This window comes from Rothia sp. HMSC066H02 (assembly GCF_001814995.1).
Classification (GTDB): domain Bacteria; phylum Actinomycetota; class Actinomycetes; order Actinomycetales; family Micrococcaceae; genus Rothia; species Rothia mucilaginosa.
The window spans coordinates 13,358-39,650 of record NZ_KV818684.1; the positions used below are offsets into that span (position 1 = coordinate 13,358).

Consider the following 26,293-nt stretch of genomic DNA (forward strand, 5'->3'; position numbering starts at 1 on the left):
AGCACCCAAATGACACCAATAAAGAGTTGTTTATACGGGTGTGCGCATGATGTAGTTAAGGAACCTACAGACTAGAACGAACCGAAAGAGAGCCCTCATGTCGCACCCGAAGATCACCCGCAAGCACTTCCTCACCGCAATGGGCTCACTCGCCGCGTCCTCCCTGCTGTTGGCAGGCTGCGCAACCGAGAACAAGACCTCCGGTTCGTCCTCCTCGGCTGGCTCCAACGGCAAGGTGAAGGTCGTCGCCTCCACCGACGTCTACGCAGACATCGCCAAGCAGGTCGGCGGCGACTACATTGAGGTCACCGCGCTCATCTCCTCCACCAGCACCGACCCCCACTCCTACGAAGCCACCAGCGCCGACCGCCTCAAGGCAAAGGACGCATCCCTGATCGTCATCAACGGCGCAGGCTACGACCTGTTCCTCGAAGACCTCGCCGGCAAGGACAACACCTCCCAGAAGATCGTGAACGCGGTCAAGGTCAGCGGCAAGCTCACCGACGCCGAATACACCCACCTGGTCGAGGACCACCGCGGCGGCGAACACCACGAAGACGGCGGCGACCACGCCCACGCACACGAGTTCAACGAGCACCTCTGGTACGACTTCGAAACCATGAAGAAGGTCGCCCAGAAGATCGCTGAAAAGCTCGCAGGCCTCGACTCCGCACACGCTGAGGCGTTCCGCACCAACGCATCCACCTTCTCCAAGGAACTGGACGCACTGGACACCACCGCCAAGGCAATCGCCGGTGAAGGTAAGAAGTACCTGTCCACCGAGCCCGTGCCGGACTACCTGATTTCCTCCACCGGCGCAGAGAACGCAACCCCCAGCGAATTCGCTGAGGCGGCAGAAGCCGGCAACGACGTCCCCGCCCTCGTCCTGAAGGAAACCAAGGACATGGTCACCGAGAAGAAGGTCCAGCTGCTCGCCTACAACGAGCAGACCTCCACCTCCCAGACCAACGAGGTGCTGCAGGCAGCTAAGGACGCCTCGGTGAACTACGTATCCTTCACCGAAACCCTGCCGGAAAACACCAACTACCTGGCATGGATGAAGACCAACGTCAGCAACCTCGAAAAGGCGCTCTCCTAAGTGACTGACAACAATAACGGTGCCGCCCCCGCGATTTCCATTCGCGGGGGTAGCCTCGCTTTCGGGGCCCGCACCCTCTGGAAAGATCTAACCCTCGACATCGGCGCAGGCGAATACTTCGCCGTGCTTGGACCCAACGGCTCCGGCAAGTCCACCTTCCTCAAAGTCGTTCTCGGCCTGACCGGACTCAACGCCGGAGAAATCTCCGTGCTCGGCAAACCCGCACGCCTGGGCAACGCCGGCGTCGGCTACGTACCGCAGCAGAAGTCCATCCCCACCTCCACCCCGATGCGCGCCCGCGACCTCGTGGGACTTGGCGTGGACGGGCACCGCTGGGGCATCCGCCTGCACGGCCGCAAATACCGCGCCAAGGTTGATGAGCTCCTCGAAGCCGTCGGCGCGACCGAATACGCGAACGTGCCGGTGGGTCTGCTCTCCGGCGGTGAGCAACAACGCCTGCGTATCGCCCAGGCGCTCGCGAACGACCCGAAGATTCTGCTGGCTGACGAGGCGCTACTCTCCCTGGACCTCAACCACCAGTACGCGGTGGCTGAGCTGATTCACCGGTTCAACCGTGAACGCGGTGTGGCGGTGGTGTTCGTGACCCACGAAATCAACCCCATCATTGAGCATGTGGATCGCGTGCTCTACCTGGCGAACGGTCGTTTCACGGTCGGATCGGTGGAAGAGGTCATGACCAGTGAGACTCTCACCTCCCTGTACGGAACCCCGGTGAGCGTTCTCAAGTCTAATGGCCGTTACGTGGTGGTGGGTGAGACTCACGCCAGCGACCACTGCCATATTGAGGGCACCGACCAGAACATTCACGGCTCCCACCTGAAGTCTGGTCTCTCTGAACCGCAGCGCACTCTACACATTCCGGGAGGAACCACTCGATGACCATTCTTGCTTCCCTCCCTGCTCTGGCACCGGTTGCCGCCGCGCAGAACGATTTGCTTTCTCGTATCTTCGTGTTTGACCGCTACGGCGAGCTGCTGCACATGCTGCAGAACTCCATTTTTGCTGGCGCTGTGCTAGGCCTTATCGGTGGTTTCGTCGGTATTTTTGTGATGATGCGCGACCATGCCTTTGCGGTGCACGGCGTCTCTGAAATGTCTTTCGCGGGTGCCGCCCTTGCCCTGTTGCTCGGCTATGACGTGGTGACCGGCTCCATGGTCGGTTCGATTGCCTCGGCTCTGCTGATTGCCTTTCTGGGCTCTAAGGCGAGTAACTCGAACTCGGTGATTGGTGCGCTCATGCCGTTCGGTCTGGGCTTGGGCATTCTCTTCCTCTCCCTGTACCAGGGCCGTAGCGCGAATAAGTTCGGTCTGCTGACCGGTCAGATCGTGTCCGTGGATGCCGACCAGCTGCACACCATGATTATTGGTGCGGTGGTTATTATTTCCCTGCTGGTGATGGTGTGGCGTCCGCTGAGCTTCGCCTCCCTGGACCCGGAGGTCGCGCGCGCTAAGGGCGTGCCGATGCGCTTTTTGTCCCTGGTGTTCATGGTGATTCTGGGTATTGCTGTGGCGCTGTCGGTGCAGGTGGTCGGTTCGCTGCTGGTGCTGGCGCTGTTGATTACTCCGGCGGCTGCGGCGATGCAGGTGACTGCCTCTCCGGTGCGCACCCTGATCCTGTCGGTGCTGTTCGCGGAGGCTTCCATCGTGGGCGGTATTCTGCTGGCTCTTGCCGGTTCGCTGCCGATTAGCCCCTACGTGACCAGTATTTCCTTCCTGATTTACGTGGTGTGCCGTGTGATTGGTGGCGTGAAGCGCCGCCACAGCGCGTCGGGCCGCCAGCTGGCTGAGAAGGCATAAGACCTATAGAAAGAGCCCCACCTCGGGAATGAGGTGGGGCTCTTTCGTTGTCGTGCTGTGTTAGCGCTACGGGTCATGTACCCGGTGCGCAATGCGGGCTCAACCTGTGTGGCGTTGTGTTGCCCTGTCCAGATGCCCTGTGTGTCGTGCTGTAGTGGCGCCGAAGATCTTTGAAGGCGCCGTATCCTTCGTTGAGAAGGTTTTCCCCGGTGGGGGAGAGCTCCTCAGAATGAGGGGCTTAGAGGTTGCGACTTAGCCTGCAACGTTAGCGTGCAGCGCCGCCCTGCGATTCTTCCTCGCGACGTGCCAAAGTGCAGTCCGGGCAGTAACCGGTCACTTCAACCACGTGCTCCAGCTCCGAGAAGCCGTGCTGCTTACCCATCGCCAGTGCCCAGTCCTCAAGGGCGGGTGCTTCTAGCTCAATGGCGGTGCCGCATCGGCGGCAGAGCAGGTGGTGGTGATGGTCCTTGACCTGGCAGTGGCGGTACAGAGTCTCACCCTCAATGCCCTTGACCGAGTCGAGCTCACCGGCGTTAGCCAGCGACTGCAGCACACGGTAGGTGGTTGCGAGAGAGACCTGTTCCTTGCGGTTCGCGAGGGTCAGGTGCAGATCCTGTGCTGAGATGAAATCGCCGAGTTCTTCCATGGTCGCCTTGATGATGCGACGCTGGCGGGTATTTCGGGCTTCGGCGGGTTTCGTAATTCTCCGTACGGGAATATGAGTGTCCATTGCTGAACCTTTCGGGGTGGAAATCCGCCCCATTGTGTGGTCGATCTTGTCTTACGACTTTACACTAGAGGCGTTCAAAAGGTGGCTGATTTGCGGCTTATCTCAAAAGTTGAAGCCGCCGCCGGGCGGGTGTGGGGGTTCGCGGTAGACTAAAACTATGAAGATGACGAAGTACACCCACTCATGTATCCGCCTTGAGAATGAGGGGCGCACCCTCGTTCTTGACCCCGGCAATTTTGCTGCTGAAGGTGAGCATGCCACCGCGCTGGAAGGCGCCGATTACCTGTTCGTGACCCACGCGCATCCGGATCATTTTGATGGTCCGTCGGTGTTGCCGCTGATTGCTGAGCGTGCCGAGTCGCAGACCCCGTTGAAGATTTGGGCTCCCGAGGCTGTCGCCCAGACCATCAAGGAAGCTGTACCCGCTGCCGAGGTTACCGTTGTTTCCTCTGATTCTGAGTTCAGCATCCCCGGTTTTGAGGTGAAGACCTACGGCGGTCAGCACGCCCTGATTCACCCGCTGATTCAGACCATCGCCAATGTTGGTTACCTGATTAACGGTGCCGTGTACCACCCGGGTGATTCGCTGGTGGTTCCGCACCGCGTGCGTGCGAATACCGTCCTGGTGCCGATTCACGCGCCCTGGTCGAAGGTTCAGGAAGTCATTGATTTTGTGATTGCGACCGGCGCTCAGCGTGTGGTTCCGATTCACAACGGCATGATTAACCAGAACGGCACCGGCATTATTGAGGGCCTGGTGACGAACTTCGGTGCGAAGTACGGCACTGAGCTGAAGCACCTGAACCCCGGTGAGAGCATTGAGGTTGAGGCGTAAGCCTGACCGTTGAGATTCAAACGCGCCGACGACGGCGCATGAAGGAGATTATTGTGAGCACGATTTTTACCAAGATTATTGATGGCGAGCTTCCCGGCCGCTTCGTCTGGAAGGACGAGCACTGCGTGGCGTTCATGGACATCATGCCCCAGTCGGAAGGTCACCTGCTGGTGGTTCCCCGCGCGGAGATTGACCGCTGGCCCGACCTGCCGGCTGAGCTGGCTGCGCACCTGTTCGCTGTGGTGCACAAGATTTCGGGTGCCCTGGATCAGGCGTTTCATAAGGAGCGTGTGGCTCTGATGATTGCGGGCTTCGACGTTCCGCACACCCACATCCACCTGTTCCCGGTTGATAGCATGGCTGATTACGATCCCGCCAACGCGAAGAAGGACGCTACCGCCGAAGAGCTGGATGCGGCGGCTGAGAAGGTGCGTGTTGCCCTGCGCGAGCGCGGCCACGGCGAGTTCGTGCCCGAGGCGTAAGTGCCCTTTACAGCGCGTATAAACACGAAGGAGCCGCCCTCTACACAACAGTAGAGGGCGGCTCCTTCGTTAATATATCCCGTTGCTATATTCCGGCGGGAAAGAAGCTTAGTGCTTCTCAGCCTTGGAGATCTGGTCAGCCAGGTCCTCGGGGGAGAGGTTAGCGGAGGAGAACTCGGGGGTCAGCGGCAGGTGCAGCTGCAGGCCGGTACCGGGGCAAATCTCGACCTTTGCCGAACGCAGCTTGAAGTCGACCACGTGGCCGCCCTGAACGCGCTCATCATCGATAAAGTGGGCGTGGCAGCCGGGCACCGAGATGCCCTGCTCGTAAATCGGGGTGCGGAAGCCAACAATCGTGCCGGTCACGTTATCAAACTGGACAATGTCCTCATTCTCGGTGGCCGCAACCATCTTCGGGTAGGGCTTCTCCTGCTTGATGACGGTGCGGGTGCGGACCCATTCGAACTCGCCGTAAATCTTGATGGCGTACATGTAGTTCTTGGAGACGGTGAAGTCATCCAGAATCTGCGAGGCAGACTTACGGAGCAGGTTCTGCGGCAGTTCGCGCTTAATCATGGGCACGAAGTTGGTGACCACGGCGTAGGGGGTCTGCTGGCGCAGGTCGGGCAGGGACACGGATCCGTCGTGGCGTACCTGGTAGCAGACGCCGTCGAGGACGACCATTTCGCCGTCGAGGCCGTTGAAGGTACCCACACCGAAGTTGCCGTGGCTCAGGAGCTCACCGATGGTCATCTCGCCATCGTAGATGCCGTCCAGCAGCTGGGACATGAGGCCGGTCTGAAAAACTTCGTTACGGAAAACAGTTTCACCGTTTAGGATGGTCGGCTGATATGCCATGAGATTTCTCCTCGTTACAGTGGATGCGGCGTCAGACGGGTCGGTCGGTCATCGGCGATACTCGCCCCAATCTGATGCTAAAAAGGGGAAGGGCGTCGGGGAGAACACGGCGTTTTGGTGTCGTTTCTCGCGGAATTCGTAGGTGCCGCCGGCCGGGCGCACGCACTTTCATTGTACGCCCGTGCAGGAAGAACCCCGGGACTAGCGGGTATGACATCTTATGATGTGACCCTGCACCACCTGCAAACAGAATGCATGAGTCACCGTAGGCTTTCCCGCTAACAGACAGAAATAGTTTAGAAGTTCAGAACCATCTCCACATGCTCAATTCCAACCTCAAGGTACGGCTCTCCCACTTGCACAAACCCCGCCGCACCGTAGTAGCTGTCTTTCAAATATGATTGGGCGCTAATCACCAGCTGACGAGCTTCCGTATTTTCACGGACCCAGCCAATCGCCTCATGCAGTAGGGCGCGCCCCAGGCCGGTGCCACGCGCCTCCTCACGTACCGCTACCCGCCCAAGAGTCCAAGCACCCTGGATGGGGCGATGATAGCCATCATCTACTGTCATAAGATCAAAGATCCGCAAGTACGCTAAGACTCGCCCAGACTCATCCGCGTGGAAGAAATGAACAGACTCGAAATCTGCTTCGTCTGGCTCCTGCGCAAGAATCTGCTGACCCACAGTAAAGACAAGAGAACGGGTGATATGAATCTGCTGTAGTTCTCGTAGAGTCAGCTCGTTGAAGTGCTTTGCCTGAAAATATGCGGAGGAATTTGGCAACGGCGTTTCCTTTCAAATACGTTCTGCGTGATGAAAGAGCATACCTCAGTATTGAAAGCTCTGTACAAAGGTATAGGTATGAACCCGCTCTATGAGATTTACCGGTACAACCCCCCCCACAGGTATTTATTGCTCACAGCGTGTCTGCAAGGATAACCATTTAGAACGCGCATGAATTAACAAAGCTCTTATACTGAGAACGTTATTATCACTCAACACCTTGGAGGTAACTCTATGTCTATCGCCGCTATCATGACCTGGACTCTGCAATCAGAAATTCCTGTACCTCAGGACGCCCAAGCCCTTTTGGGGCCGGGTGAAAGCGCCGTCGCAGCCTTTGCTACTTTCCGCGATTCGGCGATTTTCACGACTCACCGACTCATCATTCGTGACGCCCAAGGCCTGACGGGCAAGAAGGTAGAAATGTATTCGTTGCCTTACTCCTCAATCCATATGTGGTCTTCTGAAAATGCAGGAAACCTGTTCGACGCGAATAGTGAAATCGCTCTATGGACGAAGGTCGGCTACATCAAAATCAAGCTGGGCCGAAAGATTGACGTGCGCAAGCTTGACCGGCTCATCGCTCAGCAGGTTCTAAACGCTCAGCAGCATTAGGGCATAAAAATAGACTGGCGTTCCCTCCGGTTGCACGACAAAAAGGGAGGGAACGCCAGCACCAACAGCTTAGCCCTTAGAGCCACTCTAAGCGCAACTAAGACACATGAGGCTCATCGAGGCAGAAAAATATTAGACACGAACCGTCACCAAAATAGTCCGGTGAGCCTGCACCCTGCAGACACCCAGCAGAATACACAACAACGGCCTATACGCTCCCAAAGGAACGTATAGGCCGTTGCCTGTTCTCCAGAACGCACCCCCTACAAGGGGCACCGTTCAGGAAGAAAGATTAGACGCCGTAGTACAGCTGGTACTCAAGCGGGTGCGGAACCAGCGAGAGCGGCTCCAGCTCGTTCTTACGCTTGTAGTCAATCCACGCCTGAATCAGGTCCTCGGTGAAGACGCCGCCCTCGAGCAGGAAGTCGTGGTCAGCCTCCAGAGCCGCCAGAGCCTCCTCCAGGTTAGCCGGAGCCTTCTTGATGTCCTTAGCCTCTTCAGCGGGCAGCTCGTACAGGTCCTTGTCGATCGGTGCCGGCGGCTCAATACGGTTACGGATACCGTCCAGACCAGCCATCAGCTGAGCAGCAAACGCGAAGTAGGGGTTAGCGGAGGGATCCGGTGCACGGAACTCCAGACGCTTAGCCTTCGGGTTGGTGCCGGTAATCGGGATGCGGATACCAGCGGAACGGTTACCCTGCGAGTACACCATGTTGATGGGAGCCTCGTAGCCGGGAACCAGACGCTTGTAAGAGTTCACGGTCGGGTTGGTGAACGCCAGAACAGCGGAGGAGTGCTCAATCAGACCGCCAATGTACCAGCGTGCGGTGTCAGAGAGGTTAGCGTAGCCGCGCTCGTCGTAGAAGAGGGGCTCGCCGTCCTGCCACAGCGACTGGTGGCAGTGCATACCGGAGCCGTTGTCGCCGAACACGGGCTTGGGCATGAAAGTCACGGACTTGCCCCATGCGTCTGCGGTGCCCTTGATGACGTACTTGAACTTCAGCAGGTCGTCAGCAGCCTTGGTGAGGGTGTCGAACTTGTAGTTGATTTCTGCCTGGCCGGCTGCGCCCACCTCGTGGTGGCTACGCTCAACCTCAAGGCCAACCTCGTCCATTGCTACGCACATTGCGTCACGCAGGTCAGCCTGCTTGTCGACGGGGGAGACGGGGAAGTAGCCGCCCTTGACGGGGGTCTTGTTGCCCAGGTTGCCGCCCTCTTCCTTGCGGCCGGTGTTCCAGGGAGCCTCATCGGAGTCGATCTTGAAGAATACGGAGTTCGGCTCGACCTGGTAGCGAACGTCCTCGAAGACGAAGAATTCAGCCTCGGATGCAAAGAACGCGGTGTCTGCAATGCCGGTGGACTGCAGGTACGCCTCGGCACGCTCAGCGACACCGCGGGGGTCACGGTGGTAGGGCTCGCCGGTGCGGGGGTTCACGATGGAGCAGATGATGACCAGGGTCTTCTCAATGCGGAAGGGATCAACGTACGCAGACTGAACGTCGGGAATCAGCTGCATGTCGGACTCTGCAATGCCCTGGAAGCCGCGAATGGAGGAGCCATCAAAAAGCTGGCCGTTGACGAAGAAATCGTCATCAATCGCCTTAGCGGGCAGGTTGAAGTGCTGCTGCACGCCGGGCATGTCGGTGAATCGGATATCAACGAAGACTACTTCTTCGTTCTTGATAAAGTCGAGAACTTCCTGGGGGCTGGTAAACATGAGGACTGCTCCTTGTTCGACTGACGGTGCAGGAGGGTATCTTCCCTCATCACATTCAGTCTTTGGTTTAGTTTTTGGCCGCGGGCAAAACCCTGTGACATATCAAGCATAGTGGTTATTTTTTGCGCGTGCGTGACTATCGTGTTTCGGTAATGTTACAAATCCTGGAAAGGAGTTACATCTTGGTTGCCTCACGAAACACAGTAGAGATGCTAACGCCCTCTAGTAAAGCTCTAGCAAAGCCAATATCAATGCCAGCAGCAGCGCAATAATCGGGGGTAACAAAAGGCCCCGGCCCTCCCCACACGGGAAGAGCCGGAGCCTTCAAAACCTTATATCAGCGTCTCGCTTAGCGGCCGCGCATCGCACGACGGTCGGGGCGTGCACGCATCGGGTCAACACCCTTCGGCAGACCATTCATCGGGTTACGCATAGTGTTCAAGGTGCTCAGGCGACCAGAAACAACCTGCATCTCCTGCTGGGTCAGAGCCTTCGGAAGCTTGTTCATAGTCTTCACAACGTCTTTGAGCTCAACCTGACCCTCATCGTGACCGGTCTCAATCACATGAACCGGCACACCGGGAGCCACACGAGCCAGGTGCTTCTTCTCAGTGTTCACCAGCGAGTTCACGCGGCTGTGAGGGCCCTCGGTCACCAGCACAATACCGGGACGGCCCAGCGCACGGAACACCAGATCCTGGTTGCGGTTCGCAGCAACGGGCTGCTCCTCAACAATCCAACCGCGGCGCACCGAGTTCATCGCCGCACCACTACGACCGGGCTGGTTCTCAATCTGAGCAAAAGCCGCAGTCTGCGCGCGGCGACCCAGCAGAAGCATCGCCACGATAGCGGCAACGCCCAGACCCAGAATCAGGAAAGTAATCCAGTTACCCAGGGCAATACCGATGAGGAGGAAAACCAAAAGGGTACCCAGAGCCGACAGACTCAGAATCCAACCGATATTCGGGTCGGACTTCTTGGTCATCTGGTAGACCTGCTTCATCTGGGCGAAAGTGCCCGGAGTGCGTTCCTTCTTCTTTTTCTTCTCTTCGCGCTTATCTGCCACGATTCTTCCTCGGCTGGTTCTTCCGCGGCCCCGAGAAGCGCCTCAAACGCTCACGGAACCATAGTGACGTAACGATGCAGTGTATGCCTGCAATTTTTCTAGTTTACCCTACCCGCACAAGGGGCGGGGCATAAGGGGAGGCTCCCCGAACACCGGACGAACACCGGGTTCGAGGAGCCTCAACGCTCTCAGAAAGATTCTGAAAAGGCTTAGTAGCCCGCAGCCACCAGGGAGGAGGCTTCCTGCAGAGCTGCACCCTCACCCTCAATATGGGCAAGGTTCTCAGGGATCGGGTAGCCGTTCTTACGCATTGCACGAGCCCACAGGCGACCTGCACGGTACGAAGAACGAACCATCGGGCCCGCCATAACGCCAGCAAAGCCAATCTCCTCAGCCATGTTCGCGAAATCCACGAACTGCTGCGGCTTCACCCAACGCTCAATCGGGTGGAAGAGCGGGCCGGGGCGCAGGTACTGGGTGAGGGTAATGATGTCACAGCCAGCATCGTGCAGATCGCACAGCGCCTCGTAAATCTCGTCATCGGTCTCGCCCATACCCAGAATCAGGTTGGACTTGGTGACCATGCCGCCTTCCTTAGCCTGGGTAATAACATCCAGGGAACGCTCGTAACGGAACGCCGGGCGAATCTGACGGAAGATACGGGGAACGGTCTCCAGGTTGTGTGCGAACACCTCAGGCTTAGCGTCAATGACCTTCTGAACATGCTCGGGAACACCCTTGAAGTCCGGAACCAGCATCTCAACGCCGGTGTTCGGGCACATCTTGTGAATCTGGCGGGTGGTCTCTGCGTACAGCCACGCACCGCCGTCTTCCAGATCGTCACGAGCAACACCGGTCACGGTAGCGTAACGCAGACCCATGACCTTCACGTTCTTCGCAACCTTGAACGGCTCAGCGTAATCCACAGCAACGGGCTTGCCGGTCGCAATATTGCAGAAGTCGCAACGGCGGGTGCACTCGGAGCCACCAATCAGGTAGGTTGCCTCACGGTCTTCCCAGCATTCGTAAATATTGGGGCAGCCAGCCTCTTCACACACGGTGTGCAGACCCTGACCGCGAGCCAGCTCGCGCATCTCGTTGTATTCGGGGCCAACAATAGCCTTGGTCTTAATCCAGTGAGGCTTCTTCTCAATGGGAACCTCAGCGTTGCGGGCCTCCACACGCAGTAGCTTGCGTCCTTCAGGTGCGGTGCTCAAAAGTCTTCTCCTTGGTCTCGGTGTGCCCTCTGTGCAGGTGGGCCACCTTCTATTTTACGCCCGCTCAGGCGTAGGTGAAACTGATTTTCGTATATGACGAACGAACCCGGATGCGCTACCAGCGCGGCTCGTTCAGCGTCTAGCTCTGCGCTCTAGCCCTGCGGCTGGTCCTGTACTTAGTCCTGCGCCTTATCCTGTGCGGTGACGGGCTCGAAGGACTCCGCCAGGCGGTCCTGGTACTTCACCAGCTCCGCCTCCAACGGCTCCAAAATATCGGCGGGGGTCACGGTGCGACCCAGCTGCTCCGAAATGGAGGTGACACCCGCATCGCTAATACCGCAGGGAATGAACTGTGCGAAAGGCGCCAGGTCGTTGCAACAGTTAATCGCGAAGCCGTGCATGGTGGTGTTACGCGAAACACGCATGCCCAGTGCGGCGATCTTCTTGTCCTGGGTGACACCGTCGCCCAGAATCCACACGCCGCTACGGCCCTCAACACGCTCACCCTTAATGCCCAGACCAGCCAGGACGTTGATGATAATCTCCTCAACGATGCGCACATACGCCACCACGTCAATGGGCTCGGGCAGACGCAGAATCGGGTATGCAGTCAGCTGGCCGGGGCCGTGCCAGGTCAGCTTGCCGCCGCGGTCAATCTTGACGACGGGGGTGGACTTGTCTGTGGGGTATTCGTGGTCTTCGGTGCGTTTACCCGCGGTAATCACTGCCTCATGCTCAAGCAGAAGAATCGTATTCTGGCGGGTGCGGTTAGCCACCTCATCGTGGATGCGGTACTGCTCGTCCAGGCACCCAACATAGTTCACATAGTTCGGGGCGAAGCCCACGCGTTCAATCGTCACAGACATACTTTCTACCTTAGTACTGCTAGTGGAGGGAAGAAAATTAGGGCGCCCTGAATCACGTGATGAGCGAACATGTAGGAATGTTACGGGCGGGTGTGGTGGATAGTGAGGGGTGAATATTCCAGGTGTTGATTTTAGGGTTGCATGGTTTATTTATAGTGTTTTATTGAGTCTAAACATATTATTTGGTGTTATTTGATAACATAATGGTATGAGAAGCAAAGAAGCACACGTTCTGGAAAGCATCGCCAACTCGGCCCTGCCCACCCTGCAGATTGTCGAGTACCGGGGCGGAACCGCCGAGAGCGCACCCTCTGTAACTCCCGTATCCCCGGTAACCTCCGCGCGCCCCGGACGCTACACCCTGCGCACCATTGCTGCACCCGAGAGCTCCGCTCCCTCCGCGCCCACTCTGCGCGCGGCAGCCAACGGGTACGGATTCGAAGAAAGCACGGATGCATCCGCTCACGCCCAGACCCCGCAGGTAGCCGCCGCCCTGCGGAACGCACCCGGAGTCGCCAAACTCCACGCCGTCACCAGCGAGGAGTACGACAGCAAGCTGTGCCTCTGGTACGAGCCCCTCGACGCGGGCACCCTCGACAAGCTCCTGCGTGCTCGCACCCTGAACCCCGCCGAGCTCATGACCCTGGCGCGCACGCTACACCGGGCACTCGGCAGCCTCAAAAAGGTGGGGGAGGGACGCGCCGAACTAAGCGCCGAATACATTGCGCTGAGCGCCGCCGGAGTGCCCAAACTCCTGCTACCTGACGCTGTCTACCGTGAAGCGGCCCCTCAAGACGGAGAACAGCTCACCGCCGCTCAGGGCAACTACGCACGCTCCGCAGCAGCCCTGCTCTGGCAAGCTGCCTGCGGGCACGCGCCGGAACCCTCAGCCGCCCGCGTACCTCTCTCACTGCGCATGGATTCACAGCGCATGGGAGCCGCCGACACCGCAACCGATGGGGCACCCAGTAGCGAGTGGATTGAGCGCCTCGGCAGAGCCCTCGAATACCTGCTGAACGCACCCGCCCAGGAGGCGGCGCTCGCAGGGCTCAGCTCCGTGGTCGCCCTGGCGGAGGAGGTGCCGCCTCGCCCGCTCAATGTCTACCTGAGCTGTTCAGAACGAGCCCGCGCCCTCATTCCCGCAGCTGTGGATCCCGCGCCGGTACAGAAGCTCTCAAAGACGCAGAAGGCGCAACGCTACCTGGCGGAACGTTTGCCTCGCATGAAGAAACCGGGCGTGAAGAAGCCGGCAGCTGCCGCAGGCTCTATGCCGTTGAGCCCTGTGGCGAGCTCCGCATTGAGCCCTGCAAAGAGTGCACCCGCTCCGAAGAATGCAGATGCCGGAAAGAACGCAGAAGCGACAGGCTCATCCCGCCTTGCGGCGCTACGCGGTGCTTTCGCCCGCCCCTCCGCGCGCCTGGGGCTCGCCGCGCTCGCGCTGGGGGTTATTGCGCTGCCTCTCGGGTTCACCCTCTACGGGCAGAACGCCCCGGCAACGGCACAGCCCGTATCCGCTCAATCTGTGAACGTAGCGGGGGAGCAGGCGCCCGGCGGCACGGAAGAACAGAATCAGACTGTGCAGGGCGATCAGATCCTACGCGCACTCATCGACCAGCGAAACCAAGAACGCCGTGCCCGAGGCGGCGCAGAGCTCACTGTCGACACCGCCGAAGAACTCAGCCGCGACAGCGAGAACATCCGCGTTATGGCGGTAGTCTCCGCACCCGGCTACCGCGCCGATAAAACCGAGCAGGAAGCCCGTAAACTCAGCGAAGAAAACGGCGTCACTCGCCAGAAAGTCATCTTCGACCTGCACCGCGGGGAGAAAGGCTGGGAGATAGCCCGCGCCGAACCCGTACCGGCATAGCTGACGCCGAGTAACTAACACTGTGTAACTGACACCGTAGAAACGCGTACACAACAAAAGGCGGCGGCCCCACCCACCGAAGTGGATGGAACCGCCGCCTTTTTGCTCACTGTCCGGGAAAACCCGGAGAGCTACACTCGGTTACCCATCAGGGCACCGCCACAAGGAAACTTCCTTGAATCTATGCAGGTCTTAGAGGCCCAGCTCAGACTCGAAGTTTGCCTCCTCCAGGCGGGTCTTGAGGGTGTGCAGGAAGCGACCAGCGTCCGCACCGTCGACCACGCGGTGATCGTAGGTGAGGGACAGGTAGCACATGGAGCGGATAGCGATAACGTCGTTACCGTCAACATCCTTAACAACCATGGGGCGCTTCACGATGGAACCGGTACCGAGGATTGCAACGTTCGGCTGGTTGATGATCGGGGTGTCGAACAGAGCACCGAAGGAACCAATGTTGGTGATGGTGAAGGTCGAACCCGACAGCTCCTCGGGGGAGATGTCGCCGGTACGTGCGCGGCCACCCAGGTCGCCAATAGCCTTTGCCAGGCCAGCAATGCCCAGGTCAGAAGCGTTCTTGATGACGGGAACCAGCAGACCCTTGGGGGTGTCCACAGCAATAGCGATGTTCTCGGAGCCGTGGTAAGTAATCTGCTTGTAGTCTTCGGTCATGGAAGCGTTCAGAGCGGGGTGCTGCTGCAGAGCCTCAGCGGATGCCTGGACGAAGAAGGGCAGGAAGGTCAGCTTAGCGCCCTCACGAGCAGCGAAGCCGTCCTTAGCCTTTGCACGCAGCTGAACGATGCGGGTCACGTCAACCTCGGTGACCTGGGTCAGCTGGGTGGAGATGTCCAGGGACTCACGCATACGCTTTGCAATAACCTGGCGGATACGTGCGGTCTTCTCGACGGTGCCACGCTTGGGGGAAACCTCGAAGGTGTGCGGTGCCTTTGCGGAACCAGCAGCCGGAGCAGCAGCTGCAGCGGGTGCAGCAGCGGCGGGAGCAGCGGAACCCTTAGCAGCGATAGCAGCCTGAACATCCTGCTTGCGGATGCGGCCACCAACACCGGTGCCCTTGACGGTGGACAGGTCGATGCCGTTGTCCTTAGCGAGCTTACGGACCAGCGGGGTCACGTATGCTTCGCCCTCAGCAGCTGCCGGAGCGGCAGGTGCAGCGGGAGCAGCAGGAGCTGCGGGTGCTGCCGGAGCAGCAGGAGCCTCAGCAACCGGAGCGGGTGCTGCGGGAGCAGCCGGAGCAGCAGCAGCGGAAGCGTCGCCGATGATAGCCAGAACCTGGCCAACCTCTGCGTCCTCATCCTCGGGGATGCGGATCTCGAGCAGGGTACCTGCTACGGGGGAGGGAACCTCGGTGTCAACCTTGTCGGTGGAAACCTCAACCAGGGGCTCGTCAACCTCAACCTGCTCGCCAACTTCCTTCAGCCAGCGGGTAACGGTGCCCTCGGTGACGGACTCGCCCAGTGCGGGCAACACGACCTCGATGCCTGCAGCAGCAACTGCGGGAGCAGCGGCGGGTGCTGCGGGAGCAGCAGGAGCCTCAGCAACCGGAGCGGGAGCTGCGGGAGCCTCAGCAGCTGCGGGAGCAGCCGGAGCAGCAGCGCCGGAACCGTCGCCAATGATAGCCAGAGCAGCGCCGACCTCGACGTCCTCGTCCTCGGGGACGAGAATCTGCTCAACAACGCCTGCTACGGGGGAGGGAACCTCGGTGTCAACCTTGTCGGTGGAAACCTCAACCAGGGGTGCGTCAACCTCAATGGTGTCGCCGACCTCAACGAGCCAGCGGGTAACGGTACCCTCGGTCACGGACTCGCCCAGTGCGGGCAGTACTACGGTGTGGGACATAATCTTTCCCGTTCTCCTTGTGAATGCTTGAACTAGAAAAATGTGAGCGGTGACCCGGATGCGCGCCGCATGCATCGAAGCACGTCGACGCGCATCCGGATAGGGGCGTTGTTCAGCGGATACGCCCGGCAACCGCTAACGACCAACGGTCGTCAATACTAAGCTGACGCGCTAACGCCAGTCAGCAAAATTTATGCGCTGTGCAGCGGGGTGCCGTTCAGGACCATTGCAGCCTCACCCAGGGACTCGTTCTGAGTCGGGTGTGCGTGGATGAACTTAGCGACGTCCTCGGGGAATGCTTCCCAAGCAACCCACATCTGAGCCTCACCAATCTGCTCACCCATGCGCTTACCAATAGCGTGAACACCAACGATGGGGCCGTCCTTCTGGCGGACAACCTTCACGATACCGGTAGCACCGAGGATAGCGGACTTGCCGTTACCAGCCAGGTTGTACTCAGCGGTCTCAACGTTCTCAGCGCCGAACTTCTCCTTAGCCTTGGGCTCGGAGTAGCCAACGGAAGCAATCTCCGGGTCACAGAAGGTGACCTTGGGGATGTTCACGTCTTCAACGATGGAGGGGTTCAGGCCAGCGATTTCCTCAGCAACGAAGATACCCTGCTGGTAACCGCGGTGAGCCAGCTGAACACCGGGGACGATGTCGCCAACAGCGTAGATGTTGCCAACGCCGGTGTGCAGGCGCTCGTTAGCCAGGACGAAGCCGCGATCCATGGGGATGCCCTGCTCCTCGTAGCCCATGTTTGCGGTGTTCGGGCCACGACCAACAGCAACCAGAACAATCTCTGCCTCGAAGACCTTGCCGTCAGCCAGGGTGACCTTAGCACCGTTAGCGTCCTGCTCAACCTTCTCGAAGAGGGTGCCGGTGTTGAACTTGATGCCGCGCTTCTTGAACGCACGCTCCAGAACCTTGATGATTGCCGGGTCCTCGTTGGGAACCAGGTTCGGCAGGCCCTCGATGATGGTGACGTCAACGCCCATAGCGTTCCACATGGATGCGAACTCGCAACCAATCACGCCGCCACCGAGCACGATAGCGCTCTTGGGCAGGTAGTCCATCTCCAGTGCCTCAGTGGAGGTCAGAACGCGACCCTCAATGGGCAGACCGAAGGTCTTGGAGACCGAGCCGGATGCCAGGATAATGTTCTTACCCTTGTACTCAACACCACCGACGGTGATGGTGTCCTGAGCGGTCAGCTTACCCTCGCCGGGGATAACCTCTACGCCCTTCATCTTCAGCAGGCCTGCAAGACCCTTGAACTTACCGGAGACGATGCCGTCCTTGTAATCGCGAACCTTGCCCATTTCGATGGACTGCAGCACAGCGTTAACGCCAACCTTGGACGCCTCGCGTGCCTCTTCAGCCAGCTCAGCAGCGTGCAGGTACGCCTTGGTGGGGATACAGCCGGTGTGCAGGCAGGTGCCGCCGACCTTTTCCTTCTCGATCAGGCCGACGGTGAAGCCTAGCTGGCGTGCGCGAATAGCTGCAGAGTAGCCAGCGGAACCGCCGCCGAGGATGAGGATGTCGAATTCTTGAGCCACGATATTGCTCCCTTGCATAGTTGTTGGGGCTAAAGACCCCTGCAATGAGTTCTTTACCAATTTATTGGTAGGTTTCCCAGCATGCGCGAAAGGCCCGCGAGCTCGAAAAATCGCGCGCCCCTCCGCGTACGCAGAAAAACACTTAATACAACAATACCCCCGTTGACGGTCGTTTAAGTTCACTCAGGGCGGTTTTAGCCGATTAATCACCCAAACACCCCAAATTTTTCACAACTCAAGAAAAGCGGCGCGTCATAGAACAGTCAGATGGCAGGGAACAGTCAGATGGCAGGATCACCACAGCGGTCGCACAGAACCGGTCAAGAACAGAACCAATCAAGAACAGACGCAGAGGAGGGCTCCCCGGTAGAAATACCGGAAAGCCCTCCTCAAATCAGCTCTATGCTGTGCGGCCGCGCACCAGATAAGGGGCGCCAGTTAGGATGCGCCAGTTAGGGTGCGCGCCCAGCGAAGCAGACTACTTAGCGTACGACTGGATGAAGTTCACCAGGGTAGCGGTACCGAAGCCGGTACCTTCCTTCGGGGTGAAGCCGTAGGGTGCCTCCTCGTTGAACGCGGGGCCCGCAATATCCAGGTGAGCCCAGGGGATGCCCTCGCCCACGAACTCCTTCAGGAACAGGCCAGCGGTCAGCGCGCCACCGTAGCGGGAACCAATGTTCTTGATGTCAGCAACGGGGGACTCCAGGCTCTTACGCAGGTAGGACTCCAGCGGCATCGGCCAGTACGCCTCACCCGCAGCAGCACCGGCTGCAATCACGCGGTCACGAATCTCCTCGTCACCGAGCAGAGCCGCGGTGCGCAGACCCAGAGCAGCCATAGCGGCACCGGTCAGGGTAGCGATATCCAAGATGACATCCGGGTTCGACTCAGAAGCCAGAGCGATACCATCAGCCATAACCAGGCGGCCCTCAGCGTCAGTGTTCAGCACCTCAACGGTACGGCCATCACGCATGGTGATAATGTCCTCCGGGCGCAGTGCGTGACCGCCGGGCATGTTCTCAGCCAGGCACAGGTAACCGGTCACAGCAACCGGCACATCCAGCTCAGCGGAAGCAACCACAGCGTTCAGCACGGATGCGGCACCCGCCATATCGCACTTCATGGTCATCATCGAAGCGGCAGGCTTCAGCGAGTTACCACCGGTATCGAAGGTGATGCCCTTACCGACCAGAGCCACGTGAGCCTTCGGGTTCTCCGGGGTGTACTTCACAACGGCAAGAACCGGCTTGCGGGGCGAACCCTGACCAACACCGGAAATGCCGCCGAAGCCCTCCTCAGCCAGGCGGTCGTGGTGGAACAGCTCAATCTCAATGTTTGCGTAATCCTCAGCGACCTCAGCAGCGAACTCTGCGAAAGTCTCCGGGTACAGGTGCGACGGGGGCAGGTTCACCAGGCGGCGAGCATCCTTAGCGGTCTCACCCAGAACCAGGGCGTGCACCAGAGCCTCCTCAGCCTCTTCCTGGTCAATCGAGGAAACAATCAGAATGGAATCGATCTCTTCCTTAATCGAGTCCTGAGTCTTGCCGCGCAGGCCCTCCTCAACGAAGTTACCCAGCACGGCGCCGTGAGCAATAGCCTCAATTTCCTCTACCGAAGAAACACCGAAATCGAAAGCAATCTCCTCAGCGGAACCAACCAGCTGACGAGCCGCAGAACCAGCCGCGTAACGCAGAGCGTCCAGGCGCTCCTGACCCTCAGCGGTATCAGAGCCCAGACCCGCCAGCGCCACAATGCCGGCACCGGTGTCCTCAAGACCGGGCAGACGCAGCAGCTGATCGGGTGCGCCCGAAGCGCCCAGCGCCTCCAGCAACTCGTTAATACCCTCAACAGAGTCCTCAGACAGGGAGCTCGGCGCCAGGTACGGGCCGTCCGAACCCTTCAGAACGCCCAGAACCAGAACGTCAGCTTCGAGCGCTTCAAGGTCGGTGCTGTGAATAGACAGAGACAGAGACATCGTTACTCCTTTGCGTATGTCTTCTCAAATAGTCGGGGCACATCCTCGCGCCCGAAAAACTCAACTGTAGGCCCTCGAAGAGTGAGGATGAATACCGCCGCGCAAAGCCACGCGGACTACTGCTTCTACTCTACACGGATATGTAGGAGGGCGTGAGGTTCAGCTCTCACCCCGAACAGCTGGCAGAACAGAAAAATGCACAAGAAGCCGAGCTGCAGCGCCTTAAGAACGTCGACGAGACACCAAGCAAGTTCACCTACTGCGAGAAAAGCCCGCACACTGTCGAGACAGGGCAGTAGTGGCATAAAATGAAAGACTAAGGAAAACGTCAGATAACAGAAGACGCCCCTTCGCCCCGAGCACAGAACTGCTGAGATACGTTTGTGCGCGGCGCGAACCAGACAGAAGTGAGGAGGCGCAATGCTCAACCCCGAAGATCTCTACTTAGCCAACACCAAAATATTGGACGACCCCAGGATGCACGGGCTGACCCTCGTCATCGCCCTCTCCAGCCCGCAAGACGCAGGCTCCACCGCAGGTCAGCTCGGACAGGTGTTGCTCAGCGAACTCAAAAACATTGAAATCGTCGAGTTCGACAGCGACCAGCTGCACGACTACCGTGCCCGCCGCCCCTTCATCCGCTACGAAAAGGACCACTTCGAAAAGCCGCAATACCCGCAGCTGAAGCTCTACGCCGTAGAAGACAGCCTCGACAAGCCGTTCCTGCTGCTCACCGGTGCCGAACCGGACCTGCAGTGGCAGCGCTTCGAAAAGGCGGTGCTGACCATCGCCCAGCGGGTCAAGCCCTCCCTGGTTGTGCTGGTCTCCGCATTCCCCATGCCGGTGCCGCACACCCGCCCCTTCCCGATTACCGCGCACGGCTCCCGCAAGGACCTGATTCGCGGCATCTCCCCGTGGAAGCCCAGCGCGGACGTGCATGCGACCGTCACCAACCTGCTGGAAGTGCTCTTCACCGAAAACGGAATCGACACCGTCGGCTTCGGCGTGAACATTCCCCAGTACATTTCGGAGGCGGACCTGCCGCAGGGCACCCTCACCGCCCTCGAACACGTGGGCATGGCGGCGCACCTCTCGCTACCCACCGAGAACCTGCGCGAAGCCGCACGCCACGTGCACAGCCAGATTAACGACCAGGTCAAGCAGAACCCCGAAATTGGTCGCATGATTACGACCATGGAGGAGAACTACGACGAGAACTTCCGCACCTCCGACATTGCGGTTCCCCTCTCGCGACGCGACGCGCACAACGTGCCCAGCCGCGACGAGATTGGTGCGCTCTTCGAGCGGTTCCTCGACGAACAATAGGTGCGCGCAGTAGGGGATACCGCCCGCCAGATAGTGCCTGACAGATATTGCGTGACAGATTATGACGCGGTACCCCGCGCCGCTGTGGACAAACCCCGGTAAACAAACGAACAATACGAATAAATCTGTGGAACCAACGGACACATGAACCGAAGTATCCACAGATTTATTTGTATAACCTGAGCACCCGCGCAAACCATGCCACCGTGAAGGCATGAACGCAAACAATACCTTCAACGGCAATATCCCCAACAGCGGCCACAACCACGGCGGCTACAGTAACGACACGCCCCCGCCCATCCGCAACGAATACGACGTGCTCAGCTGCGCCCTCCACCAGCACGGCTACTGGCCCGACCACTCACTCATCATCCTCACCGCAACCGACGACACGCTCGGCCCCAGCCTGCGCGTCAACCTACCCGACGAACCCTGCACCCACACCGAACGCGCCGACTTCCTCCACGAAACCTTCACCAAACTCCCCACCTGCCACAACGGCGAAACCCTCACCCGCTTCTACGCCATCATCATTGACGGCGACAACACCGTACGCCAACGCCAACTGCACCCCAACACCGCGCAACTTGCCGCCATCGAAGAGATCCAACAGGACGTCGACACCCAAATCCCCATCAACGCATGGCTCCACCTGCTCCACGACCCGCGCATCGTCAGCGAACTACGCTGTGAAGACGTCATCTACGCAGGCGGCGCCAGCATCTGGGCGCTCAACCCCGAACAGCAGGCACTCACCCTCCTCGCACCCATCGAAGAAATCCGCCACAGCAGCTACTACACCTGGCTCACCCGCCACGGCGACACCATCGCCGACACCGCCCAACACAACTACGCCCACAGCCCCTGGGACACCGACCCCACAACCAACCCCGAAACCCGCCACGACTGGGAAAACGCCGTAGAACTCTGGGACCACACCCGCACCAACACCACCCGGAATGACGACGCCCGCCGCCAGAACATTCGCACCATCTACCGCCAAGCCCAAGTCGACCTCTGCTACTGGGACGCCGCCATCAACGCCGCCGCGCACCTGCTCACCACCCACCCGGTCGATAACGCAGACACTGACCCTGACTGCCCCACCATCGGCGATGCACTCCGCGAACTCATCCCCGCCGAAGTCGCCGGGCACCTACGCGCCTCCATCGCACCGGTAACCCTCAACCCCATCACCGCCGAAATGCTCACCTACCTCGCCGGCTACGGGCTCAACCACGCTCAACAAGCGCTCGCCCACCTGCACTACTCCGCCCAATACACCTACCACGCCTTCGGGGGCGAATACCCCAGCGCCAGCCCCAACTTCGTGCCGCTCGAACCACCCCACTACGGCACCCGTATCACCCGCAAAACCTACATACCCGCCAACTTCACCCACGCACTCAACGCCGCACCCGGCACCGAACAGGCACACGTACGCGCCGTGCCCAAAAAATGCGTGCAATGGCAAGACTGGATCCGCCGCACCCACCGCACCATTCAGCAGAGCCGCAGCGTCCAACAGAACCGCAGCGTCCAGCACACCAACCTCAACGGCTGGGCACTCGAAAACCTCATCCCCGCCGACCTCGCCAGCGCTGCCGAACTCAATACCATCAGCCGCGACCTGCTCCCACGCATCGAGGAACGCCCCAAAGACCACAACGCCCACAACAAACTCGAAAACCTCCAACAACGAATCGATGAAAGCTGCACCACCAGCGAATACCTCACCAAACACCACGCCGTCTACACCCACTACCTCAACGCCCTCAAAGGAAAACTAGACAGCCCCCACTGGGCACGCCTCAACGCACTCGAACTACTCACCAGCCTGCTCACACCCCACAGCACCGACGGAGAATACGCCGCACTACGCAACACCCAAGCCTGGACCAACTGGTACAAGGGCTACAGCACCTACGCCCGCATGCTCCGCCAAGAAGCCCACCGCCACACATCCGGAAAGGACCTCAACATCCTCGACGTACACCTCAACGCAGGCAACCTACCCGCCTGGATCAAACACACCATCTGCGGCGAACCCGGAACACACCGCGAACCCATCAGCACCCTCAAACCCCGAAAACCCTAAACCCGGCACCTAAAAGCGAAGCACAAACAGGGGAGGGGCGCGCCACCGGGCACGCCCCTCCCACACACAACCGCACACAGCCGCACCCACCCAAAACCAGGCCCACAAGCCCCCAAACAGCGCGTCAAGTTGAAAGCAACCAAAAATCTGCAATACTTATATATTGACCCCGTATAGTCAATGCGCTACAACGCGCCCTCAAACAGCTCAACACAACGAGCAACGGAACCCTGCAAACGACCAACGCACGCGGAATAAAACCCGCCCCCACAGCGTTAAACCGGACAAACGCAGCAAACACCCCGACCGAGGACGCCAGCACAGACTTGACAGGGTCTTAGGTGTTTTGCAAACAAAACACCCCACCACAAGCCAGAAAGGGTTCTAGTGGCACCTGCAACCAGCAAGAAGACCGCGACCGGCGACGCAACCGAAGAAACCGTCGCAAAAACCACCACCAAGACCACCCGCACCAAGAAGGCAACCACCAAAGCCGCAGCAGCAACCGAAGACACCACCGGCGCAACCGCCGAAACCGGTGCCGAAACTACTGCCGAAACCGAGGCAGACAAGCCCAAGCGCACCCGTAAAACCACCACCAAAACCGCAACCAAGCGCAAGACCGGCGGCCGCCGCAAAAAGAACGACGACGACGAATTCGACCTCGGACTCGACGAAGAACTCGAAACCACCGACGCCGAAGACGAAACCGACGAAGAAGACGAAGAAACCGTAGCCAAAAAAGAAGAAAAGAAGGCCGCGGAAGAAGTAGCAGCCAAGGGCTCCGGCTTCGTCCTCACCGCAAACGACGACGACGACGCACCCGCACAGCGCGTCGTCACCCCCGGCGCAACCGCCGACCCCGTCAAGGACTACCTCAAGCAGATTGGCAAAGTCTCCCTGCTCAACGCACAGCAGGAAGTCGACCTCGCCATGCGCATCGAAGCAGGCCTCTACGCCGAACACAAGCTCGCCGAAAATCCCGACATGGACAAAGACCTCAAAAAAGCCCTGCGCTGGGTCATCCACGACGGCAAGCGAGCCAAAAACCACCTGCTCGAAGCCAACCTGCGACTCGTCGTCTCCCTCGCCAAGCGCTACACCGGCCGCGGCATGCTCTTCCTCGACCTCATCCAGGAAGGCAACCTCGGCCTCATCCGCGCCGTCGAAAAGTTCGACTACTCCAAGGGCTTCAAGTTCTCCACCTACGCAACCTGGTGGATCCGCCAGGCCATCACCCGCGCAATGGCAGACCAGGCCCGCACCATCCGCATCCCCGTGCACATGGTAGAAGTCATCAACAAGCTCGCCCGCGTGCAGCGCCAGATGCTCCAGGACCTCGGCCGCGAACCCACCCCCGAAGAACTCGGCAAGGAACTCGACATGACCCCCGAAAAGGTCATCGAAGTCCAGAAGTACGGCCGCGAACCCATCTCCCTGCACACCCCCCTAGGTGAAGACGGCGACTCCGAATTCGGCGACCTCATCGAAGATTCCGAGGCAGTCGTCCCCGCAGACGCGGTGTCCTTCACCCTTCTGCAGGAACAGCTCCACTCCGTGCTCGACACCCTCTCCGAGCGTGAAGCCGGCGTGGTCGCAATGCGCTTCGGCATGACCGACGGCCAGCCCAAGACCCTCGACGAAATCGGCAAGGTCTACGGCGTGACCCGCGAACGTATCCGCCAGATTGAGTCGAAGACCATGTCTAAGCTCCGTCACCCGTCGCGTTCGCAGGTACTGCGAGACTACCTGGACTAAAAGTTCATAGCTAGCGGTTCTAACGTGCTGGCGGATGCTCGTGCAGCTGGTCTGCTGTCCGGCACGCGGACAATGCTCGCGGGGGAGCGCGGGGCCGGACTCCGTGCGCTTGTCCTTACAGACGGCGCACCGGTTCCCGCTCGCGGGGGAGTGCCCCCTCTTCAGCGCCTGGGGGCGCTTCGAGGACGGAGCCCCCGCTCCGCGTGACCGGCTACGCCGTAAGGTTTAGTTGCACATACAGAAAAGGCTCTCCGAGATACCGGAGAGCCTTTTCTGCGTATGTAAACAGTTTGTACTCACGGCTTGCGGACGATGCTCGCGGGGGAGTGCCCCCTCATCGGTGCCTGAGGCACCTCGAGGACGGAGCCCCCGCTACGCATGTCCGCTATGCCGTCAACGTTCAGTTCCACAGAGGCTGAGTATGTCAGGTTGGCTCTGCGGACGGAGTGCCCCCGCTTCGCATCGCCGCTACGCCGCCAGCTATACCGTGCCGCTACAGACCCAGCTGACGCAGATAGCGGTCCGCCACCGCCTCCACCTGATTTAGCCCGCGTACACGACCCAGCGCCTGCGACCACGCATCAGCTTCACCGCCGCCCATCGGGAAACCAGCCGCCGCCCACAACGCCGCCGTCATCGCACCCACCGAATCCGAATCCGAATCCACCGACACCGCACGGCACAACCCCTCAAACAAGGCGCCACGCACCGTCGCCTCATCGGTATCAGCAGACAGGTCCTTCACGGCATCCGCCGCGCACCAGAACGCCACACCCAACAGCTCCGGCGCCGTCCAACCCGTACCAAAATGCTCCGCCACAGCCTGCGGCACCGGCACCACGCCGCGCTCCAGCAGCTCAAGGGCACGGCTCAGCGCCGCAGCCGTACGCGCAGCATCACCCGGAATCGAATCATCCGCGCCGCACCACGACACCACACGGCGGGCAGAATCCAACAACGCATCAAACGAGCCAGCCGGGGACGCCAACAGGTCACGAACCAGCAACGCATACGCCGCCGCCGAAGCCAACGCCTCCGGATGCCCATGCGTCAACGCCGCCGCACGCACCGCCAACAAAACCACCGTACGCTCCTGCGCCACCGGCAAAACACCCAACGCCGCCGAACGCACCAACGCACCACTACCCAAAGCATCAGGATTCAACGACTTCGACACCAACTGCATCTCACCCGAACCCAACGCCCGCAACGTCGCCGCACCTGGACCACGACGAGCCGTCAACTCTGCCGACCCATCGATCTCACGATCCAACGAAAACGGCGCAGACTCCGGCAGAACATCACCAATACCGCGGAACCACCGCAAATACGCCAACCACAAACACGCCAACTCATCCGCCGCCGCGCCCTCATTATTCCACTCCAAAACCTCCGTCAGGCCATCCAGAGTGAAACACATCAGCTGCGTATCATCACTGACCAACAGCTCACCAAACGCCGATTCCCACGGCTTAGGGGTACGCTCCGCAATCTGCTCAGCCGACAACAACTCCAACGGATAACCCAGCGCATCACCCAGCGCAGACGCACACAACAAGCCGCGCACCCTGCCCGCAAACTCAGCCGAAACCTCAGGTGCACGCGTGAACTCAACAGAAGAAAAACTCATAGGGCGATTATCCCACGGGTGGTTAGGATGCGTGGGGGATGTGCCGGGCAGCTTCGTGCTCAGGATGCGCGGGGGTGGGAGTATACCAGGCGGCTTCGTGCTCATGCTCGCGGGGGAGTGCCCCCTCTTCAGCGCCCCG

21 protein-coding genes are annotated in these 26,293 nt (G+C 59.6%); 10 read left to right on the forward strand and 11 right to left on the reverse strand.

Annotated features, from left to right (window positions below; genetic code table 11):
• Positions 1-97 precede the first annotated feature (97 nt).
• The 3 genes from HMPREF2999_RS05510 to HMPREF2999_RS05520 are packed head-to-tail and all read left to right on the forward strand — an operon-like array spanning position 98 to position 2,916.
• Complete coding sequence (locus HMPREF2999_RS05510; protein WP_070676805.1) at positions 98-1,099, forward strand: metal ABC transporter solute-binding protein, Zn/Mn family; 1,002 nt, start codon at positions 98-100, stop codon at positions 1,097-1,099.
• A complete protein-coding gene (locus tag HMPREF2999_RS05515; RefSeq protein WP_049327709.1) occupies positions 1,100-1,999 on the forward strand; it encodes a metal ABC transporter ATP-binding protein in 900 nt (299 codons plus the stop codon).
• Positions 1,996-2,916 carry a metal ABC transporter permease gene (locus tag HMPREF2999_RS05520; RefSeq protein WP_070676803.1) on the forward strand — a complete coding sequence of 307 codons (921 nt, stop codon included), beginning with the start codon at positions 1,996-1,998 and terminating at the stop codon, positions 2,914-2,916. Before HMPREF2999_RS05515 ends, HMPREF2999_RS05520 begins: the two co-directional genes overlap by 4 nt.
• Before the next feature lie 265 nt (positions 2,917-3,181).
• On the opposite strand, the gene HMPREF2999_RS05525 is transcribed toward HMPREF2999_RS05520, so the two are convergent.
• Entirely contained in the window at positions 3,182-3,646 is a 465-nt protein-coding gene (locus HMPREF2999_RS05525) for a Fur family transcriptional regulator (protein WP_049327710.1), read from the reverse strand.
• 157 nt (positions 3,647-3,803) lie between these two features.
• Between HMPREF2999_RS05525 and HMPREF2999_RS05530 the strand changes: the two genes are divergently transcribed.
• Both HMPREF2999_RS05530 and HMPREF2999_RS05535 read left to right on the forward strand, forming a co-directional pair.
• Positions 3,804-4,481 carry an MBL fold metallo-hydrolase gene (locus HMPREF2999_RS05530; RefSeq protein WP_070676801.1) on the forward strand — a complete coding sequence of 226 codons (678 nt, stop codon included), beginning with the start codon at positions 3,804-3,806 and terminating at the stop codon, positions 4,479-4,481.
• Positions 4,482-4,534: 53 nt separating this feature from the next.
• Positions 4,535-4,963, forward strand: a complete 429-nt coding sequence (locus tag HMPREF2999_RS05535; protein WP_070676800.1) for an HIT family protein — start codon at positions 4,535-4,537, stop codon at positions 4,961-4,963.
• 108 nt (positions 4,964-5,071) lie between these two features.
• Here the strand turns inward: HMPREF2999_RS05535 and budA are convergent, their stop codons facing one another.
• Both budA and HMPREF2999_RS05545 read right to left on the reverse strand, forming a co-directional pair.
• The gene (budA, locus tag HMPREF2999_RS05540) at positions 5,072-5,821 is read right to left on the reverse strand and encodes an acetolactate decarboxylase (protein ID WP_049352570.1); all 750 of its coding nucleotides are present in this window, start codon (positions 5,819-5,821) and stop codon (positions 5,072-5,074) included.
• Positions 5,822-6,117: 296 nt separating this feature from the next.
• Positions 6,118-6,606 (reverse strand): GNAT family N-acetyltransferase, encoded by a 489-nt coding sequence (locus HMPREF2999_RS05545; RefSeq protein ID WP_070676799.1) that lies wholly within the window; start codon positions 6,604-6,606, stop codon positions 6,118-6,120.
• Positions 6,607-6,840: 234 nt separating this feature from the next.
• Here HMPREF2999_RS05545 and HMPREF2999_RS05550 point away from each other — a divergent pair, with 234 nt between their 5' ends.
• A complete protein-coding gene (locus tag HMPREF2999_RS05550) occupies positions 6,841-7,221 on the forward strand; it encodes a PH domain-containing protein (protein WP_005505460.1) in 381 nt (126 codons plus the stop codon).
• 292 nt (positions 7,222-7,513) lie between these two features.
• Here HMPREF2999_RS05550 and glnA read toward each other — a convergent pair whose 3' ends face one another.
• The 4 genes from glnA to lipB form a co-directional block, all read right to left on the reverse strand.
• On the reverse strand, positions 7,514-8,938 hold the full coding sequence (gene glnA, locus HMPREF2999_RS05555) for a type I glutamate--ammonia ligase (protein WP_060824576.1): 1,425 nt from the start codon (positions 8,936-8,938) through the stop codon (positions 7,514-7,516).
• A 349-nt stretch (positions 8,939-9,287) separates the two neighbouring features.
• Positions 9,288-10,004, reverse strand: coding sequence for a DUF4191 domain-containing protein (locus HMPREF2999_RS05560; protein ID WP_005505470.1), 717 nt, complete (start codon positions 10,002-10,004; stop codon positions 9,288-9,290).
• A 209-nt stretch (positions 10,005-10,213) separates the two neighbouring features.
• Positions 10,214-11,221, reverse strand: coding sequence for a lipoyl synthase (gene lipA, locus HMPREF2999_RS05565; RefSeq protein WP_005505472.1), 1,008 nt, complete (start codon positions 11,219-11,221; stop codon positions 10,214-10,216).
• A 176-nt stretch (positions 11,222-11,397) separates the two neighbouring features.
• On the reverse strand, positions 11,398-12,237 hold the full coding sequence (gene lipB, locus HMPREF2999_RS05570) for a lipoyl(octanoyl) transferase LipB (RefSeq protein ID WP_371325962.1): 840 nt from the start codon (positions 12,235-12,237) through the stop codon (positions 11,398-11,400).
• A 58-nt stretch (positions 12,238-12,295) separates the two neighbouring features.
• On the opposite strand from lipB, the gene HMPREF2999_RS05575 reads away from it, so the two are divergent.
• The gene (locus HMPREF2999_RS05575) at positions 12,296-13,954 is read left to right on the forward strand and encodes a peptidase (RefSeq protein WP_070676794.1); all 1,659 of its coding nucleotides are present in this window, start codon (positions 12,296-12,298) and stop codon (positions 13,952-13,954) included.
• 192 nt (positions 13,955-14,146) lie between these two features.
• Here HMPREF2999_RS05575 and sucB read toward each other — a convergent pair whose 3' ends face one another.
• The 3 genes from sucB to HMPREF2999_RS05590 form a co-directional block, all read right to left on the reverse strand.
• Positions 14,147-15,808 carry a 2-oxoglutarate dehydrogenase, E2 component, dihydrolipoamide succinyltransferase gene (sucB, locus tag HMPREF2999_RS05580; protein ID WP_070697739.1) on the reverse strand — a complete coding sequence of 554 codons (1,662 nt, stop codon included), beginning with the start codon at positions 15,806-15,808 and terminating at the stop codon, positions 14,147-14,149.
• A 191-nt stretch (positions 15,809-15,999) separates the two neighbouring features.
• Positions 16,000-17,385: a dihydrolipoyl dehydrogenase gene (gene lpdA, locus HMPREF2999_RS05585; protein ID WP_044145795.1), complete on the reverse strand. Its 1,386-nt coding sequence runs from the start codon at positions 17,383-17,385 to the stop codon at positions 16,000-16,002.
• 460 nt (positions 17,386-17,845) lie between these two features.
• On the reverse strand, positions 17,846-19,342 hold the full coding sequence (locus HMPREF2999_RS05590) for a leucyl aminopeptidase (RefSeq protein ID WP_070676790.1): 1,497 nt from the start codon (positions 19,340-19,342) through the stop codon (positions 17,846-17,848).
• Positions 19,343-19,762: 420 nt separating this feature from the next.
• Here HMPREF2999_RS05590 and HMPREF2999_RS05595 point away from each other — a divergent pair, with 420 nt between their 5' ends.
• The 3 genes from HMPREF2999_RS05595 (at position 19,763) to HMPREF2999_RS05605 (ending at position 24,524) form a co-directional block, all read left to right on the forward strand.
• Complete coding sequence (locus HMPREF2999_RS05595; RefSeq protein WP_005508628.1) at positions 19,763-20,668, forward strand: PAC2 family protein; 906 nt, start codon at positions 19,763-19,765, stop codon at positions 20,666-20,668.
• 214 nt (positions 20,669-20,882) lie between these two features.
• Positions 20,883-22,766: a metal-dependent hydrolase gene (locus tag HMPREF2999_RS05600; RefSeq protein ID WP_070676788.1), complete on the forward strand. Its 1,884-nt coding sequence runs from the start codon at positions 20,883-20,885 to the stop codon at positions 22,764-22,766.
• Between the two features lie 387 nt (positions 22,767-23,153).
• On the forward strand, positions 23,154-24,524 hold the full coding sequence (locus HMPREF2999_RS05605; protein ID WP_070676786.1) for an RNA polymerase sigma factor: 1,371 nt from the start codon (positions 23,154-23,156) through the stop codon (positions 24,522-24,524).
• 493 nt (positions 24,525-25,017) lie between these two features.
• On the opposite strand, the gene HMPREF2999_RS05610 is transcribed toward HMPREF2999_RS05605, so the two are convergent.
• The gene (locus tag HMPREF2999_RS05610) at positions 25,018-26,154 is read right to left on the reverse strand and encodes an ADP-ribosylglycohydrolase family protein (RefSeq protein WP_070676784.1); all 1,137 of its coding nucleotides are present in this window, start codon (positions 26,152-26,154) and stop codon (positions 25,018-25,020) included.
• Positions 26,155-26,293: the final 139 nt, after the last annotated feature.

Coding starts and splice junctions, on each gene's coding strand:
- HMPREF2999_RS05530 (WP_070676801.1), top strand. CDS start 3,804: ATGAAGATGACGAAGTACACCCACTCATGTATCCGCCTTGAGAATGAG.
- HMPREF2999_RS05590 (WP_070676790.1), bottom strand. CDS start 19,342: ATGTCTCTGTCTCTGTCTATTCACAGCACCGACCTTGAAGCGCTCGAA.
- glnA (WP_060824576.1), bottom strand. CDS start 8,938: ATGTTTACCAGCCCCCAGGAAGTTCTCGACTTTATCAAGAACGAAGAA.
- budA (WP_049352570.1), bottom strand. CDS start 5,821: ATGGCATATCAGCCGACCATCCTAAACGGTGAAACTGTTTTCCGTAAC.
- HMPREF2999_RS05575 (WP_070676794.1), top strand. CDS start 12,296: ATGAGAAGCAAAGAAGCACACGTTCTGGAAAGCATCGCCAACTCGGCC.
- HMPREF2999_RS05550 (WP_005505460.1), top strand. CDS start 6,841: ATGTCTATCGCCGCTATCATGACCTGGACTCTGCAATCAGAAATTCCT.
- HMPREF2999_RS05525 (WP_049327710.1), bottom strand. CDS start 3,646: ATGGACACTCATATTCCCGTACGGAGAATTACGAAACCCGCCGAAGCC.
- HMPREF2999_RS05595 (WP_005508628.1), top strand. CDS start 19,763: ATGCTCAACCCCGAAGATCTCTACTTAGCCAACACCAAAATATTGGAC.
- sucB (WP_070697739.1), bottom strand. CDS start 15,808: ATGTCCCACACCGTAGTACTGCCCGCACTGGGCGAGTCCGTGACCGAG.
- HMPREF2999_RS05510 (WP_070676805.1), top strand. CDS start 98: ATGTCGCACCCGAAGATCACCCGCAAGCACTTCCTCACCGCAATGGGC.
- HMPREF2999_RS05520 (WP_070676803.1), top strand. CDS start 1,996: ATGACCATTCTTGCTTCCCTCCCTGCTCTGGCACCGGTTGCCGCCGCG.
- HMPREF2999_RS05600 (WP_070676788.1), top strand. CDS start 20,883: ATGAACGCAAACAATACCTTCAACGGCAATATCCCCAACAGCGGCCAC.
- lpdA (WP_044145795.1), bottom strand. CDS start 17,385: ATGCAAGGGAGCAATATCGTGGCTCAAGAATTCGACATCCTCATCCTC.
- HMPREF2999_RS05610 (WP_070676784.1), bottom strand. CDS start 26,154: ATGAGTTTTTCTTCTGTTGAGTTCACGCGTGCACCTGAGGTTTCGGCT.